At 71.5% G+C, this 15,073-nt stretch carries 16 protein-coding genes; 2 read left to right on the forward strand and 14 right to left on the reverse strand.

The window, feature by feature from the left end; all coding sequences use genetic code 11:
- Nucleotides 1–23 precede the first annotated feature (23 nt).
- From ABD371_RS18370 to ABD371_RS18430, 13 genes are all read right to left on the reverse strand, one after another.
- The gene (locus ABD371_RS18370) at nucleotides 24–935 is read right to left on the reverse strand and encodes an ABC transporter permease (RefSeq protein ID WP_344478231.1); all 912 of its coding nucleotides are present in this window, start codon (nucleotides 933–935) and stop codon (nucleotides 24–26) included.
- Nucleotides 922–1,710, reverse strand: coding sequence for an ABC transporter ATP-binding protein (locus ABD371_RS18375; protein ID WP_344478233.1), 789 nt, complete (start codon nucleotides 1,708–1,710; stop codon nucleotides 922–924). The genes ABD371_RS18370 and ABD371_RS18375 overlap by 14 nt, the downstream gene beginning before the upstream one ends.
- Nucleotides 1,711–1,743: 33 nt before the next feature.
- Nucleotides 1,744–2,853, reverse strand: a complete 1,110-nt coding sequence (locus ABD371_RS18380) for an aliphatic sulfonate ABC transporter substrate-binding protein (protein ID WP_344478235.1) — start codon at nucleotides 2,851–2,853, stop codon at nucleotides 1,744–1,746.
- Between the two features lie 207 nt (nucleotides 2,854–3,060).
- Nucleotides 3,061–4,395, reverse strand: coding sequence for a sulfate adenylyltransferase subunit 1 (locus tag ABD371_RS18385; RefSeq protein ID WP_344478238.1), 1,335 nt, complete (start codon nucleotides 4,393–4,395; stop codon nucleotides 3,061–3,063).
- A gap of 3 nt (nucleotides 4,396–4,398) precedes the next feature.
- Nucleotides 4,399–5,349 (reverse strand): sulfate adenylyltransferase subunit CysD, encoded by a 951-nt coding sequence (cysD, locus tag ABD371_RS18390; protein WP_344478239.1) that lies wholly within the window; start codon nucleotides 5,347–5,349, stop codon nucleotides 4,399–4,401.
- Nucleotides 5,346–5,939 (reverse strand): adenylyl-sulfate kinase, encoded by a 594-nt coding sequence (gene cysC / locus ABD371_RS18395; protein ID WP_381733906.1) that lies wholly within the window; start codon nucleotides 5,937–5,939, stop codon nucleotides 5,346–5,348. The genes cysD and cysC overlap by 4 nt, the downstream gene beginning before the upstream one ends.
- On the reverse strand, nucleotides 5,921–6,619 hold the full coding sequence (locus tag ABD371_RS18400) for a phosphoadenylyl-sulfate reductase (protein ID WP_344478242.1): 699 nt from the start codon (nucleotides 6,617–6,619) through the stop codon (nucleotides 5,921–5,923). Before ABD371_RS18400 ends, cysC begins: the two co-directional genes overlap by 19 nt.
- Nucleotides 6,616–6,795 carry a hypothetical protein gene (locus ABD371_RS18405; protein ID WP_344478243.1) on the reverse strand — a complete coding sequence of 60 codons (180 nt, stop codon included), beginning with the start codon at nucleotides 6,793–6,795 and terminating at the stop codon, nucleotides 6,616–6,618. The genes ABD371_RS18400 and ABD371_RS18405 overlap by 4 nt, the downstream gene beginning before the upstream one ends.
- Nucleotides 6,792–8,489 (reverse strand): nitrite/sulfite reductase, encoded by a 1,698-nt coding sequence (locus tag ABD371_RS18410; RefSeq protein ID WP_190123636.1) that lies wholly within the window; start codon nucleotides 8,487–8,489, stop codon nucleotides 6,792–6,794. Before ABD371_RS18410 ends, ABD371_RS18405 begins: the two co-directional genes overlap by 4 nt.
- A gap of 195 nt (nucleotides 8,490–8,684) precedes the next feature.
- The gene (locus ABD371_RS18415; protein WP_344478438.1) at nucleotides 8,685–8,768 is read right to left on the reverse strand and encodes a putative leader peptide; all 84 of its coding nucleotides are present in this window, start codon (nucleotides 8,766–8,768) and stop codon (nucleotides 8,685–8,687) included.
- A gap of 204 nt (nucleotides 8,769–8,972) precedes the next feature.
- Entirely contained in the window at nucleotides 8,973–9,548 is a 576-nt protein-coding gene (locus tag ABD371_RS18420) for a GNAT family N-acetyltransferase (protein WP_344478245.1), read from the reverse strand.
- Between the two features lie 5 nt (nucleotides 9,549–9,553).
- Entirely contained in the window at nucleotides 9,554–10,804 is a 1,251-nt protein-coding gene (locus ABD371_RS18425; protein ID WP_344478247.1) for a helix-turn-helix domain-containing protein, read from the reverse strand.
- A gap of 277 nt (nucleotides 10,805–11,081) precedes the next feature.
- Nucleotides 11,082–12,716, reverse strand: coding sequence for an acyl-CoA dehydrogenase family protein (locus ABD371_RS18430; RefSeq protein ID WP_344478249.1), 1,635 nt, complete (start codon nucleotides 12,714–12,716; stop codon nucleotides 11,082–11,084).
- A 17-nt stretch (nucleotides 12,717–12,733) separates the two neighbouring features.
- Here ABD371_RS18430 and ABD371_RS18435 point away from each other — a divergent pair, with 17 nt between their 5' ends.
- Together ABD371_RS18435 and ABD371_RS18440 are read left to right on the forward strand one after the other, a co-directional pair.
- Nucleotides 12,734–13,921 carry a YihY/virulence factor BrkB family protein gene (locus ABD371_RS18435; protein WP_344478250.1) on the forward strand — a complete coding sequence of 396 codons (1,188 nt, stop codon included), beginning with the start codon at nucleotides 12,734–12,736 and terminating at the stop codon, nucleotides 13,919–13,921.
- Nucleotides 13,922–13,926: 5 nt separating this feature from the next.
- The gene (locus tag ABD371_RS18440) at nucleotides 13,927–14,655 is read left to right on the forward strand and encodes a DUF6597 domain-containing transcriptional factor (protein ID WP_344478252.1); all 729 of its coding nucleotides are present in this window, start codon (nucleotides 13,927–13,929) and stop codon (nucleotides 14,653–14,655) included.
- Here ABD371_RS18440 and ABD371_RS18445 read toward each other — a convergent pair.
- A complete protein-coding gene (locus ABD371_RS18445) occupies nucleotides 14,595–14,987 on the reverse strand; it encodes a VOC family protein (RefSeq protein WP_344478254.1) in 393 nt (130 codons plus the stop codon). The genes ABD371_RS18440 and ABD371_RS18445 overlap by 61 nt on opposite strands.
- Between the last annotated feature and the right edge of the window lie 86 nt (nucleotides 14,988–15,073).

The raw sequence follows: 15,073 nt of genomic DNA on the forward strand, positions 1-15,073 counted from the left end.
GGGCTCGCGGGCCGAGGGCCGGTTCAGCCCTTGACCAGCAGCCCCCGGCCTCGCAGCACCGACCGCTCCAGCGGACTGAAGATGAGCAGATCGATGGCTATGCCGACGATGAGGATCAGCAGAATCGCCATGAACACCCCCGGCATGTCGGAATTACTGCGTCCATTCTCCAGCAACTGGCCGAGCCCCAGCCCCAGATCGGGCGAGGAGGCGATGATCTCGGCGGCCATCAGCGACCGCCAGGAGAACGCCCAGCCCTGCTTGAGCCCCGCCAGATAACCGGGCAGCGCCGCCGGCATGACGATGTGCCAGGTGCCCCTGAGCCCGGTCGCGCCCATGGTGCGCCCCGCCCGCAGAAACAGCGGCGGGACCTGGTCGACGCCGGAGACCAGCCCGTTGGCGATCGACGGCACCGCGCCGAGCAGGATCACCGCGTACATCATCTGGTTGTTCAGCCCGAGCCAGATCACCGCGGGCGGCACCCACGCCACCGACGGCAGCGACTGGAGACCCGAGAGGATCGGCCCGATCGCCGCCCGGACGAACTTCACCCGGGCGACCAGCAGCCCGAGCGGGGTGCCGATGGCCAGCGCCAGCAGAAAGCCCAGCAGACCGCGCGAGACGCTGGTCCACACGACTTCCAGCAGGGTGCCCTGCATCCACATCGCGGACACGCTGTCCCACACCGCGGAAGGCGCGGGCAGGCTGCCCTCCTCGGCGACCTTCGCCCAGACCAGGGTCTGCCAGACGACGATCACCAGGGCGACCGCGATCAGCGGCGGGAGGACCTTCTTGACCAGCACCTCCCGCAGCGGGGTGCGCTGGGACTGCACCGTGTCCAGGGCGTCGAGCCCCGCCTCCAGACCGGCGAGATCGTCGGACTTGGCGGGCTTGGTGCTCTTGGCGACGCTGGCGGTCTTCTCAGTGCTGACCATGTCGGCGGATCTCCCCACGCAGTTCTTCAGTTATCTCGACGGACAGCTCCGCCACGGCGGTGTCCTCGATCCGGCGCGGGTGCTCGATGCCGACCGTCCACTCCCGGGCGATCCGGCCCGGCCGGGACGACAGCAGCACCACACGCTCCGCGAGCCGGACCGCCTCGCGCACGTTGTGCGTCACGAACAGCACCGACAGCTGTGTCTCGCGCCAGATCCGGGTCAGCTCGCCGTGCAGCACATCCCGGGTGATGGCGTCGAGGGCCGCGAACGGCTCGTCCATCAGCAGCAGCTGACTGTCCTGGGCGATCGCGCGGGCGAGCGCCACCCGCTGGCGCATACCGCCGGAGAGTTCGTGCACCCGCTTCCCGTACGAGCCCCCCAGCCGCACCAGTTCGAGCAGCCGCTCGGCCTCGGTGCGGCGCTCCGACTTGGCGACCCCGCGCAGCCGCAGCGCGAGTTCGATGTTCTTGCCCGCCGTGAGCCAGGGGAAGAGCGCGTGCTCCTGGAACATCAGCGCCGGGCGGCCGTGCGTGGTGATGGTTCCGGCGGTGGGCGCGTCGAGGCCCGCCACCAGATTGAGCAGGGTGGACTTTCCGCAGCCGGAGGCCCCCAGGAGGGTGACGAACTCGCCCGGAGCGACATCGAGACTGATGTCGTCCAGGACGAGCTGTCGCCCGGCGGGCCCCGTGAAGGACTTCGAGACGTGCTCGATACGGGCGGAGTGCCCAACAGTCGTACGGTCCTCGGCCTGATCCTTGGTGAGAGTGGCCATGGTCGTCACCTCCTGGGGAACGTGGCTGCGGGGTTACTTGGCGCCGAGACCGGCGTCGGAGACCTCGGGCTTGCCGTCGGCCTTGAGGACCTTGTTCAGCGCCGTGAGGTCGTAGATGCCGTTCAGGTCGGGCTCCTTCAGCAGCCCCGCCTTCACCGCGTAGCCGGCCTGCGTCTGCAGCGTGGTGGCCAGCGGGTCGGCGGTGAACTCGATCGACTTCCACGCCGGGTCGAGGATCTCGGCCGGCAGCTCCTTGCCGGTGAGCGCCTTCAGCTTGGCGTTGGCGGACGCCTTGGCCTTCTCCGGGTTGGCGTTGATCCAGTCATTGGTCTTCAGCGAGCCGCGCACCACGGCCTCGACCACGTCCGGGTGGGCCTTGAGGAACTTCTGCGACACGATGATGTGCGTGATCACGAACTTCTTGTCCGGCCACAGCGTCGCCTCGTCGAGGAGGACCTTGGCACCCTGGCTGACCAGCCGGGACGCGGTCGGCTCCGGCACCCAGGCACCGTCGATGGAGCCGGACTTGTAGGCATCCGGGGTGATCTTGTTGTCGGTGCGGACGACGGAGACGTCGCCCTTGCCGCTCTGGGCGTCGGTCGACCAGCCCTTCTCGGCTATCCAGTTGAGGAAGGCGACGTCCTGGGTGTTCCCGACCTGCGGGGTGGCGATCTTCTTGCCCTTGAGATCGTCCAGGGTCTTGATCTTCTTGGGGTTCACCACCAGCTTCACCCCGCCGGACGCGGCGCCGGAGACGATCCGGAGGTTCGTCCCCTTGGACTTGGTGAAGCCGTTGATGGCCGGGGAGGGACCGATGAACCCGATGTCGATCGAGCCCGCGTTCAGCGCCTCGATCTCGGAGGGACCGGCGTTGAAGGTGGTGGACTTGATCTGGGTGCCGCCCAGCTCCTTCTGGAGGATGCCCTCCTGCTCACCGACGAGAGCGGTGGCGTGGGTCAGATTCGGGAAGTAGCCGAGCTTGACCGTGTCCGAGGAGAGCTTCTCGCCCTTGGCGACCGGTCCGGTCTTCTCGTTCTTGTCCGACTCGGAGCCGTAGCCGCAGGAGGCGACCGCGCCGATCAGCAGCGGGAGCGCGGCGGCGGCGGCGATGCCGCGGCGCAGGGTGGTACGTGTGGCAGGCACGGGAGATGTTCCCCTCGTTTGCCCCGGCTCTCGCGCGACTGCGGCGCGGCCGGGATATCGACTGGTCTGGGTCTTCGCTTCTGGTACGGGTGGTGCCTCCGGGTCATCGCGCACATCGCGAAACCCCCCCGGATCCAGAGCCGAGCGTCCCGCTGCCCACCCGTCCGCCTTCCTTCGCGAAGGTGGCGAACACATCGGTCGTCGTCATCAGAAGTCCCACTCCCCCTCGTCTTCGGCCGGCAGTGCGGCCTCGGCGGTGCTCGCGAACGAGTCGCCCGCCATGCCGGCCGCCAGCGTGGTGCCGTCGGCCGGGTCGATCAGCAGAAATGAGCCGGTACGCCGTGAGTCGGCGTACGCGTCGAGCGCCAGCGGCTCCGCGGTGCGCACCCGCACCTGGCCGATGTCGTTGGCGACCAGCTGCCCCGGCTCCGGGTGCCGGGAGAGGTCGTCGAGGGTGAGCCGCGAGGGGATCTCCCTGACGATCGCCTTGACGGTCCGGGTGGTGTGCTTCAGCAGCACCCGCTGCCCGACCGTCAGCGGACGGTCCGCGACATGGCAGACCGTGGCCTCGACGTCCTGGGTGGTCGCCGGGGCGTCGCCGGAGGGCACGATGAGATCACCGCGCGATACGTCGATGTCGTCCGCGAGCAGCACCGTCACCGACTGCGGAGCCCAGGCGATGTCCACCGCCCTGCCGAGCAGATCGATCCCGGCGATCTTCGACGTACGGCCCGAGGGAAGCACCGTCACCGGCTCGCCGACCCGCAGGACGCCCGCGGCGATCTGGCCCGCGTACCCCCGGTAGTCGGGGTGCTCGGCGGTCTGCGGCCGGATCACGTACTGCACCGGCAGCCGGGCGTGGCAGTCGGTCAGATCGTGGCTGGAGGGCACCGTCTCCAGGTGTTCGAGGACGGTGGGGCCGCCGTACCAGTCCATGTTCGCCGACGGGTCCACGACATTGTCCCCGGCCAGCGCCGAGATCGGGATCGCCACGACCTCGGGCACCCCCAGCTCCCTGGCGTAGGTGGTGAACTCCTCGGCGATCTTCGCGAAGACGGGCTCGGCGTAGTCGACGAGGTCCATCTTGTTGACCGCGAGGACCACATGGGGCACCCGCAGCAGGGCGGCGACGGCCGCGTGACGGCGGGTCTGCTCCACGACCCCGTTGCGGGCGTCGACCAGGACGACCGCCAGCTCCGCCGTGGACGCGCCGGTCACCATGTTGCGGGTGTACTGCACATGCCCGGGGGTGTCGGCGAGGATGAAGCGGCGGCGGGCGGTGGCGAAGTAGCGGTAGGCCACGTCGATGGTGATGCCCTGCTCCCGCTCGGCCCGCAGGCCGTCGGTGAGCAGCGCCAGGTCGGGGGTGTCCTGGCCCCGGGAGAGCGAGGCGGTGGCCACCGCCTCCAGCTGGTCGGTGAGGACCGACTTGGAGTCGTGCAGCAGCCGTCCGACCAGGGTCGACTTGCCGTCGTCCACGGATCCGGCGGTCGCGAAGCGCAGCAGGGTGGTGGCCGAGAGTCGCTCGGCGGCGGTGGTCATGGCTTAGAAGTACCCTTCGCGCTTGCGGTCTTCCATCGCGGCCTCGGACATCTTGTCGTCGGCGCGGGTGGCGCCCCGCTCGGTGAGACGGGACGCGGCGATCTCGGCGATCACCGCGTCGAGCGTGGTGGCGTCGGAGTCCACCGCTCCGGTGCAGGACATGTCGCCGACCGTGCGGTAGCGGATCAGCCGGGTCTCGACCGGCTCGGACTCCTTGGGTCCGCCCCACTCGCCCGCCGTCAGCCACATCCCCGCACGCCGGAACACCTCGCGCTCATGGGCGAAGTAGATCTGCGGCAGCTCGATGCCCTCGCGCTCGATGTACTGCCACACATCCAGCTCGGTCCAGTTGGAGAGCGGGAAGACCCGCACATGCTCGCCGGGCGCGTGGCGGCCGTTGTAGAGCTGCCACAGCTCCGGCCGCTGCCGCCGGGGGTCCCACTGCGAGAACTCGTCCCGCAGCGAGAAGACCCGCTCCTTGGCGCGCGCCTTCTCCTCGTCCCGCCGGCCGCCGCCGAACACCGCGTCGAAGCGCTCGGTCTGGATCTTCTCGGTCAGTGGCACGGTCTGGAGCGGATTGCGGGTGCCGTCGGGGCGCTCGCGGAGCGTTCCTGCGTCGATGTACTCCTGTACGGAGGCGACATGGAGCCGCAGCCCGTGGCGGGCGACCGTGCGGTCGCGGTACTCCAGGACCTCGGGGAAGTTGTGCCCGGTGTCCACGTGGAGCAGGGAGAAGGGGATCGCGGCGGGGGCGAACGCCTTCAGCGCCAGATGGAGCATGACGATGGAGTCCTTGCCGCCGGAGAAGAGGATCACCGGCCGCTCGAACTCCCCCGCCACCTCGCGGAAGATGTGCACCGCCTCGGACTCGAGCGCGTCGAGGTGGGAGAGGGCGTACGGGCTGTCCGTCTCCGCCGCCCCGGCGACGGCCGTGGTGCAGTGTGCGTCGGTCACAGGACGCCCCTCTCGGTGAGCAGCGCGTGGAGCGCCGCCGTGGACTCCTGGACACTCTGGTGCTGGGACTCGATCCGCAGATCGGGGGAGACGGGAGCCTCGTAGGGGTCGTCGACCCCGGTCAGCCCGCTGATCTCGCCGGCCGCCTGCTTGGCGTACAGCCCCTTCACATCGCGCTCGGAGCAGACCTCGACGGGGGTGGCGACATGCACCTCCAGATAAGGCGTCGACGCGGCGGCGTGCCGCTTGCGGACGGCCTCGCGGCTGTCGGCGTACGGCGCGATCACCGGCACGAGCACGGTGACGCCGTGCGAGGCCAGCAGCTCGGCGACGAAGCCGATGCGCTGGACATTGGTGTGCCGGTCCTCGCGGGTGAAACCGAGGCCCGCGGAGAGGAACTCGCGGATCTCGTCGCCGTCGAGCACCTCGGTGCGCCGGCCCTCGGCGCTCAGCCGCTCCGCCAGCGCGTAGGCGATGGTGGTCTTGCCCGAGCTGGGCAGCCCGGTGAGCCAGATCGTCGCCCCGGTCACATTGTTCTCCTGCTTCTGAAGGGGGTGGGGGTGGTCGTCGGTCATCCGTGCAGCCCGCATTCCGTCTTGCCCCGGCCCGCCCAGCGGCCGGCGCGGGCGTCCTCGCCAGCCTGCACCCGGCGGGTGCAGGGCTCGCAGCCGACCGAGGCGTAGCCGTCCATCAGCAGGGGGTTGGTGAGCACACCGTGCTCGGCGACATAGGCGTCCACGTCGTCCTGGGTCCAGCGGGCGATCGGCGAGACCTTGACCTTCTGCCGGCGCTCGTCCCAGCCGACGACCGGGGTGCCGGCCCGGGTCGGCGACTCGTCGCGGCGCAGACCGGTGGCCCAGGCGTCGTATCCGGCCAGCCCGTCCTCCAGGGGCTTGACCTTCCGCAGCGCGCAGCACAGATCGGGGTCGCGGTCGTGCAGCCGGGGGCCGTGCTCGGCGTCCTGCTCGGCCACGGTGCGCACGGGGGTGAGCGTGATCAGCCGGACGTCCATCACGGCCTCGACCGCGTCCCGGGTCCCGATGGTCTCGGGGAAGTGGTAGCCGGTGTCCAGGAAGACGACGTCGACGCCGGGGCGGGCGCGGGCGGCGAGATGGGCGACGACCGCGTCCTCCATGGAGGAGGTGACGCAGAACCGCTCGCCGAAGGTCTCGGCGGCCCAGCTGACGATGGTGAGCGCCGGGGCGTCCTCCAGTTCGCGCCCGGCGCGCTCGGCGATCTCCTTGAGGCCGGTGGTGCGGGTCGCGGTCATATCGCCTCGCCCTCGGCGTCGTTGGAGCGGAAGCCGCGGGTCAGCAGCCCGAGGTACTTCACCTGGAAGGCGCGGTTGCAGCCGTGGCACTCCCAGGCTCCGTGGCCCTCCTCGCTGGGGCGCAGATCCTCGTCCCCGCAGTAGGGGCAGTAGAAGGGGGCGGCGCGCTCGCTCACGAGAGGGCCTCCTCGGAGGCCCTGGCCGCCCAGGCGGCGAAGCGCTCGCCGTCCTCGCGCTGCTCCTCGAAGCGGCGCAGCACCCGCTCGACGTAGTCGGGCAGTTCGGCGGAGGAGACCTTCAGTCCGCGGACCTTGCGGCCGAAGCCGGGCTCCAGGCCCAGCGCGCCGCCCAGGTGCACCTGGTAGCCCTCGACCTGGTTGCCGTCGTCGTCCAGGACCAGCTGTCCCTTGAGACCGATGTCCGCGACCTGGATACGGGCGCAGGCGTTGGGGCAGCCGTTGATGTTGATGGTGATCGGCTGGTCGAACTCGGGGATCCGGCGCTCCAGTTCGTCGATGAGCGAGGCGCCGCGCGCCTTGGTCTCGACGATCGCGAGCTTGCAGAACTCGATGCCGGTGCAGGCCATCGTGCCGCGCCGGAAGGGGGAGGGGTTGACCCGCAGATCCAGTGCCTCCAGGCCGGCGGTCATCGACTCGACCTGGCTCTCCTCGATGTCGAGGACGATCATCTTCTGCTCGGCGGTGGTGCGCACCCGGCCGGAGCCGTGCGCCTCGGCGAGTTCGGCGACCTTGGTGAGGATGGTTCCGTCGACCCGGCCGACGCGCGGCGCGAATCCGATGTAGAAGCGGCCGTCCTGCTGGCGGTGCACGCCCACGTGGTCGCGCCACTGCTGGACGGGCTGCTCGGGGGCAGGGCCGTCGGCGAGCTTGCGCAGCAGGTACTGCTCCTCCAGGACCTGGCGGAACTTCTCCGGTCCCCAGTCGGCGACGAGGAACTTCAGCCGGGCGCGGGTGCGCAGCCGGCGGTAGCCGTAGTCGCGGAAGATGGAGATGACGCCCTCGTAGACGTCCGGGACCTCGTCCAGCGAGACCCAGGCGCCCAGCCGTACGCCGATCTTGGGGTTGGTGGAGAGGCCGCCGCCGACCCAGACGTCGAAGCCGGGGCCGTGCTCGGGGTGGTCGACGCCGACGAAGGCGATGTCGTTGATCTCGTGCGCCACGTCGAGCAGCGGCGAGCCGGAGATCGCGGACTTGAACTTGCGGGGGAGGTTGGAGAAGTCCTTGTTGCCGACGATCCGGCGGTAGATCTCGTCGATGGCGGGGGTGCCGTCGATGATCTCGTCCTCGGCGATGCCGGCGACCGGCGAGCCGAGGATCACCCGGGGGGTGTCTCCGCAGGCCTCGGTGGTGGACAGGCCCACGGCCTCCAGCCGCCGCCAGATCTCCGGCATGTCCTCGATGCGGATCCAGTGGTACTGGACGTTCTGCCGGTCGGTGATGTCGGCGGTGCCGCGCGCGAATTCCTGGGAGATCTCGCCGATGACCCGGAGCTGACCCGTGGTCAGCCGGCCGCCGTCGATGCGGACTCGGAGCATGAAGTACTTGTCGTCCAGCTCCTCCGGCTCCAGGATCGCGGTCTTGCCGCCGTCGATCCCGGGCTTGCGCTGGGTGTACAGACCCCACCAGCGCATCCGGCCGCGGAGGTCCGCGCCGTCGATGGAGTCGAAGCCGCGCTTGGAGTAGATCGTCTCAATGCGTGTCCGCACATTGAGACCGTCGTCGTCCTTCTTGGCCTGCTCGTTGGCATTGAGGGGCGTCATGTGGCCAACGGCCCACTGGCCCTCGCCGCGGTGGCGTCCGACTCTGCGGCGGGGCGCGGCGGGGGTGGGCTTTTCCGGGGTGGCGGGCATGGCGATATGTCCTTCGAGACAGCAGGAGGGCGGCTCTGAGCTGCACACTCGCAGGGAAACGCGGTGGTGCGCAGGGGTGGTGACGGGTGAAGGCCGAGGCGGCTCAGACGGGCTCAGACGGAAGAAACGCAGAGAGGTACGGAGCTGCGGGGAGGCGCTGTGGGGGGCGGTGAAATGCTCGGCTGTGCTGGGCTGTCAGCGGGCGGGACAGATGGCGCTGGACATGCGGCCGAGGTCGACGTGACGTCGACTCACCAAGGCAATTCCAGCTCTAGACATGGCGGAAGCGTGGCACGGCGATTGGACGACAGTCCACCATTATCCGAATGATGGACAATGCTGTCCCGCATCGCGAGACAGTGTGGAGTCGGTCACGTATCCGGAACGGGCCGGTGTCCGCCCCGGTGGCCGGGTGTTCCGGCGATCGCCCCGCCGACCGGCCGAGGAGCCGCCGGGGCGCTCGGACCGGTCGGCGGACGGGGCTCAGGCGGAGGCGGGGTGGGAACCCGGCCAGGGACCGGGCGTGTCGATCTCCGGCTCGTCCTCGACCGTGGTGTCGAAGAGCGTGAAGCCGCGCCGCAGATAGTTGTCCATGGCGTGCGGACCGTCCTTGGAACAGGTGTGCACCCACACCCGCTCGGTCGGGGCCAGCCCCGGCCAGCGGTCCGCCAGGTCCCAGGCCCGCTCCACCGCGTACGACAGCAGATGGCCGCCGATCCGCCGCCCCCGGAAGGCCGCGATCAGCCCGAAGTAGACGATCTCCACCGAGCCGCCCTCCTGGGCCGCGATCTCCGCGTACCCGGCGGGGGTGCCCTTCTCGTACGCCACCCAGGTCTCGGTGCCCGGGGCGCCGAGGGTCTTCTCCCACTCGGCGTAGGTCAGGCTCAGCCGGTCCGTCCACCGGACGTCTCCGCCAACGGCCGTATACAGGAAACGGCTGAACTCGGGCGAAGGGATCTCGGCGCGCTCGATCCGCACATCCTTCGGGGGCTCCCCGGCCGGCCGGGCGTCGGCGGCGGAGGTCTGCTCCAGGGACCAGGTGGTCACGGCGATGTTCATACGGCTCAGGGAAGCACGCCCGGACGCTCGCGCCAAAGCCGGGGCACCACCTCCACCTCCACCCCCTCCGCGAACCGGTACGGGCGGCTGGCCAGCACCTGGGCCAGGTGCCGCCGCAGCCGGGACATCTCCGCGCGGACCGTCACCGTGCGGGTGCGGTCGCCGAAGAGATCGCCCGCCAGCTGGGCCGCGCTCCGCCCCTCCCGGTGCCGCGCCAGCGCGTGCAGCAGCTCGGCGTGGCGGGGGCTCAGCTCCTGCGTCCAGCTGCCCGCCCCGCTGGAGACCGTCACCGACGAGTGGTGCGGCCGGCTCAGATCCAGCACCAGCCGGGCGCCGGGCCCCGCCGGGCCCGTGCCGCCGCCGTCCACCCGTACCAGCCAGCCGCCCGGCAGCGGCTCCACCGTGCACATGCCCAGCGAGGGCAGCCAGAGCGGCCCCTCGGCGGGCGACCTCGGCAGCGGCAGCCGGTCCGGCGGCGGCATCCCGATCACCGCGGCGGGCCAGCCGTCCGCGTCCACCGCCACCGCCCGCCCCGACATCCGGCCCAGCAGCGGCGAGGCCACGCTGCGCAGCCGCTCCAGCGTCCGGTAGTGCCGCTGGCGCAGCTCCGCCTCCGCGAGCCGGGCGACCGAGGTCACCAGCGCGAGCGTCGCCGGATGGATGCCGGAGAGCGGCCCGCTGACATTGACCACCCCGATCAGCCTCCCGTCGCGGGGATCGGTGATCGGCGCGCCCGCGCAGGTCCAGCTGTGATACGCGGAGACGAAGTGCTCGGCGGCGTGCACCTGGAGCGGCCGGCCGGTCAGCAGCGGGGTGCCCACCGCGTTGGTGCCGATGAACTCCTCCGTCAGATCCGCCCCCGGTACAAACCCGTACGCGTCGGCCTTGCGCAGCACCGAGGCCTTGCCCTCGCGCCACAGCAGCCGCCCCTCGCTGTCCGCGACGATCATCGTGTGCCGTGCCGCCTCGGCGATCGACACCAGCCCCTCGCGCAGCACCGGCAGCACCTCGCGCAGCGCCGAGTCGTTTCTGCGGCGCTCGATCTCCTCCAGCGGCAGCAGCCCGGCCCGGCGCTCCCGGTCCGGGTCCGCGCCCCGGCCCAGCATCCGCCGCCAGGACTCCTCGATCTCCGCCCGGGGCCCGGCCGGCGGTCGCCGCCCGCTCAGCGTCGCCTCCCGCACTCCCCGCAGCAGCCTGGTGGCCTCCGCTGTGTCCATGGCGGCGAGCGTGGCCAGGTCGATCGGTCTGGGCTGCACGCGGGGTCCTCCTGCGCGGCGATACGGTACGGGTCCACTGGTCAACGGGTCTGCGGTACGGCTCCGGCACGGTGCGGGGGGCTGCAACCCTCTGCAACCCTCGCGAATGAGCTCGCGGTGTCCGAAAGTGAACAGCGCGAGGGGTGGTGCCGTGTCGGCGCAGCACCACCCCGAGCATGATCATCTATGACGGGGGAGCCGTCACGCCACGCCACGCCGTGTCGCTGTGGGAACGCTCCCGCACATCTGACCGCCCCCCTCACACCCAGGGGCGGACTCACACTTGCGGACGCGCCCGCTCCACCACTTCCCGGAGCCCCAGCGTGTGCGGCAGCGTCCCGAAGGCCGAGCCCCAGTCCCCGCCGAGCCGCGAGGCGCAGAACGCGTCCGCCACCTCCGCCGGGGCCCAGCGCACCAGCAGCGAGCCCTGGAGCACCAGCGCCATCCGCTCCACCACCCGGCGCGCCCGCGCCTCGATCCCGTCCAGATCGGCCAGCTCGGTCAGCAGCTCCTTGATCGCCCGGTCGAGCCGGTGGTCCGCGCCCCGCGCCCGGCCGACCTCCCGGAGGAAGGCGTTCAGCGCCTCGGGCTCGCGCCGCAGCGCCCGCAGCGCGTCCAGGGCCTGCACATTGCCCGAGCCCTCCCAGATCGAGTTGAGGGGGGCCTCGCGCAGCAGCCGGGGCATCCCCGACTCCTCCACATAGCCATTGCCGCCCAGACACTCCAGGGCCTCGCCCGCCACCGCCGTGCACCGCTTGGTCACCCAGTACTTGGCCGCCGGCACCGCGAGCCGCAGCAGCGCCCGCTCCTCGTCGGTGTCCGCGTCGTAGGCCGCGGCCAGCCGCAGCCCCAGCACGGTCGCCGCCTCCGACTCCAGCGCCAGATCGGCCAGCACATTGCGCATCAGCGGCTTGTCCACCAGCGGCCCGCCGAACGCGCTGCGGCCACCGGTGTGGTGGATCGCCCGCGCGACCGACTGCCGCATCAGCGCCGCCGAGCCGATCACACAGTCCAGCCGGGTCGCCGCCACCATCTCGATGATGGTGCGCACCCCCCGGCCCTCCTCGCCGACCAGCCGCGCCCAGGTCCCGTCGAACTCGACCTCGGCCGAGGCGTTGGACCGATTGCCCAGCTTGTCCTTGAGCCGCTGGATCAGGAACACGTTCCGCGTCCCGTCCGCCAGGACCCGGGGCACCAGGAAGCAGCTGAGCCCGCCCGGGGCCTGCGCGAGCACCAGGAACCCGTCGGACATCGGCGCGGAGCAGAACCACTTGTGGCCGGTCAGGACGTACTCCCCGGCCGCGTCCAGCGCCGTCGCGGCGGTGGTGTTCGTCCGTACGTCGCTGCCGCCCTGCTTCTCCGTCATGCCCATCCCGAGGAGATTCCCCGGCTTGTCGGCGGGCGCGCGCAGCTCCCCGTCGTACACCCGCGAGGTCAGCCGGGGCTCCCACTCGGCGGCCAGCGCCGGGTCGGTGCGCAGCGCGGGCACGGCCGCGTGGGTCATGGACAGCGGACAGGCCTGCCCGGACTCCGCCTGGGTCCAGACGATGAGGCCCGCCGCGCGCCGGACGTGCCCGGAGGGGGTGGACCAGGCGTCGGTCAGCCCCGCCGACACGGCGTGTCCGAGCAGCCGGTGCCAGGCCGGATGGAAAGTCACCTCGTCGACCCGGTTGCCGTAACGGTCGTGGGTGTGCAGTCGGGGTGGGTTCTCATTGGCCGAAAACCCCCAGTCCTGTGTCTCGGCCGAACCGGCGGTACGCCCCAACTGGGCGAGTTCCTGGTGCACCGGCTCGGCGAGAGATGGCGGAATATGGCGCTCCACCGCCTCGGTGAGGGCCCGGTCGGAGGTGTAGACGTCATACCCGACCAGGGGCGGAGCCTGATTGGTCACTGTGTGGGTGCTGGCTGCCATGCCGATACGGTAAGGAGGTGCAGGCAGCAAATGAAACACCCGAGCGGCCGTCGGGCCGACTCCACCGGGCCCGAGTCCTTTACCGCAACGTCTCCAAACGGAAGATGGCGTGGCTGCTGCTCAAGGACACGGTCAACTCGTGCATCGAATACCGGATTCTCGGCCTCGCGGCCGAAGCGGCCTTCTTCACCCTGCTGTCGCTGCCGCCGCTGATGCTCGGACTGCTCGGTCTGCTCGGCTACATGGACGACTGGACGAACACCACCACGGTCGCCTCCATCGAGGTGAACATCCTCAACGCGGTCGGCACGGTCCTCTCCGACCGGGGCGTCAACCAGATCGCCCGGCCGCTGCTGGCCGACGTCACCCACGGCGGCAACCCGGACATCATCTCCATCGGCTTCGCGATCGCCCTGTGGTCCGGCTCGCGCGCGGTCAACGTCTTCATCGACACCATCACCGTGATGTACGGGCTCGACGGCCGGCGCGGCATCGTCGCCACCCGGCTGCTCGCGTTCCTGCTCTATCTGATGGCCCTGCTGATCGGCGCGGTGGTGCTGCCGCTCGCGGTGGTCGGCCCCGACCGGGTGGTCGAGCTGATCCCCTGGGGCACCGAGGTCGTCACCGTTCTCTACTGGCCGCTGGTCAGCCTGCTCTCCATCGCCTTCCTCACCACGCTCTACCACGTCTCCGTGCCCGTGCGCTCGCCGTGGATCGAGGACGTCCCCGGGGCGCTGGTGGCCCTCGGGATGTGGGTGCTCGGCAGCTTCCTGCTGCGGATCTACCTCACCAGCACCGTCGAGGGCCCCACCATCTACGGCTCGCTCGCCGCGCCCATCGCCGTGCTGCTGTGGATCGGCATCTCCGCCTTCGCGGTCCTCGTCGGGGCCGCGGTCAACGCGGCGATCGACCATGTCTGGCCCTCGGTGGCCACGGCGGCGGCCCGCGAGGCCAACGAGCGCGTCCGCGCGGCCCAGGCGGCCGAGGTGCTGGCCCGGGCGCGGGCCGCGCACATCTTCGACGACACGGACGACGACGAGGACGACTGGGACGACGACTACGGCGACGGGGTCGGCGGCACCGGGGAGATGCCCTCGGAGTTCCCCGAGCGCTGGTCCCGCTTCCTGCCGCCCGACGACCTCAAGTCCCGGCTGCACACCGGCCGCGACCACCACCGGGCCCCGCACGACCGGCCGCACGACTGAGCGGGGTGTACCGGGAACGGCTCTCGCGGCTCGGGGGCGCGGTCGTCTGGGAGCAGACGAGCGCGGGCCCGCACACCGTGCTGCCCGACGGGTGCATGGATCTGCTGTGGACCCCCGGCCGGCTCTTCGTCGCCGGACCCGACACCCGCGCCTACCTCCCCGACACCCCGCGCGGCAGCCGGGTCGCCGGTGTCCGCCTCGCCCCCGGGACCGCCCCCGCGCTGCTCGGCGTCGCCGCCCACGAGCTGCGCGACCGCCGTATCGACCTCGCCGACCTCCGGGGCGCGCGGCAGGCCCGCGAGCAGACCGAGCGGATCGACGCCGCCGCCGACCCCGCCGCCGCGCTGGAGGCCCTGGCGCTCGGCCTGGCCGCCGCCGCGCCCCGCCCGCCGGACCCGCGGCTCGCCCTGGTCGTACGCCGGCTGGAGAGCGGCGGCACGGTCGCCGGGGCGGCCGAGGCCGCCGGGCTCGGCGCGCGTACGCTGCACCGCCGCTCGCTGGACGCCTTCGGGTACGGGCCCAAGACCCTCGCCCGGGTGCTGCGGCTCCAGCGGGCCCTGGCGCTGATCCGGGCGGGCACGCCCTACGCGTCGGCCGCGCTCGCCGCGGGCTGCGCCGATCAGGCGCATCTGGCCCGGGAGATGCGCGATCTGGCCGGCACCACCCTGAGCGCCTACGGGGCGTCGGCGAACAGCGAGACACCGCAGCCGTCGGGGTCCAGCACCACGGCGTAGCGCTGGCCCCAGACCGCGTCCCAGGGCTCCAGATGGCCCCGGTGGCCGGCCGCGACGAGATCCGCGTAGACCGAGTCCACCTCGGCCGGGCTCGCGCAGCGGAAGGCGAGCCCCACCCGGTCGCCCCCGGCGGGCCGCGACCACCCCGGGTCGAAGGAGCGCATGACCTCCTCGGTGTCCCAGAGCAGCCGCACCCCGCCCGGCAGCGCGGCCTCCACATGCGGCGCGGAGTCCGCCTCCGCCGGGAGATCCAGGCCGAGACGGCGGTAGAAGGCGAGGGAGGCGGCCATGTCGGAGGTGACGACGCCGATCGCGTCGAGTCGTGGAGTCATGGTCCGACCCTAGGCCGGGGCCGCGCCGCCGGTCTTGAAGGAATCGGACACGGCCGCCACCCGGGTGAGTGCGGCGGCCGTGTCCC

This window comes from Streptomyces amakusaensis (assembly GCF_039532665.1).
Classification (GTDB): domain Bacteria; phylum Actinomycetota; class Actinomycetes; order Streptomycetales; family Streptomycetaceae; genus Streptomyces; species Streptomyces amakusaensis.

Coding starts and splice junctions, on each gene's coding strand:
- ABD371_RS18420 (WP_344478245.1), bottom strand. CDS start 9,548: ATGAACATCGCCGTGACCACCTGGTCCCTGGAGCAGACCTCCGCCGCC.
- ABD371_RS18430 (WP_344478249.1), bottom strand. CDS start 12,716: ATGGCAGCCAGCACCCACACAGTGACCAATCAGGCTCCGCCCCTGGTC.
- ABD371_RS18415 (WP_344478438.1), bottom strand. CDS start 8,768: ATGTCTAGAGCTGGAATTGCCTTGGTGAGTCGACGTCACGTCGACCTC.
- ABD371_RS18375 (WP_344478233.1), bottom strand. CDS start 1,710: ATGGCCACTCTCACCAAGGATCAGGCCGAGGACCGTACGACTGTTGGG.
- ABD371_RS18385 (WP_344478238.1), bottom strand. CDS start 4,395: ATGACCACCGCCGCCGAGCGACTCTCGGCCACCACCCTGCTGCGCTTC.
- ABD371_RS18445 (WP_344478254.1), bottom strand. CDS start 14,987: ATGACTCCACGACTCGACGCGATCGGCGTCGTCACCTCCGACATGGCC.
- ABD371_RS18410 (WP_190123636.1), bottom strand. CDS start 8,489: ATGCCCGCCACCCCGGAAAAGCCCACCCCCGCCGCGCCCCGCCGCAGA.
- ABD371_RS18370 (WP_344478231.1), bottom strand. CDS start 935: ATGGTCAGCACTGAGAAGACCGCCAGCGTCGCCAAGAGCACCAAGCCC.
- cysC (WP_381733906.1), bottom strand. CDS start 5,939: ATGCGGGCTGCACGGATGACCGACGACCACCCCCACCCCCTTCAGAAG.
- ABD371_RS18400 (WP_344478242.1), bottom strand. CDS start 6,619: ATGACCGCGACCCGCACCACCGGCCTCAAGGAGATCGCCGAGCGCGCC.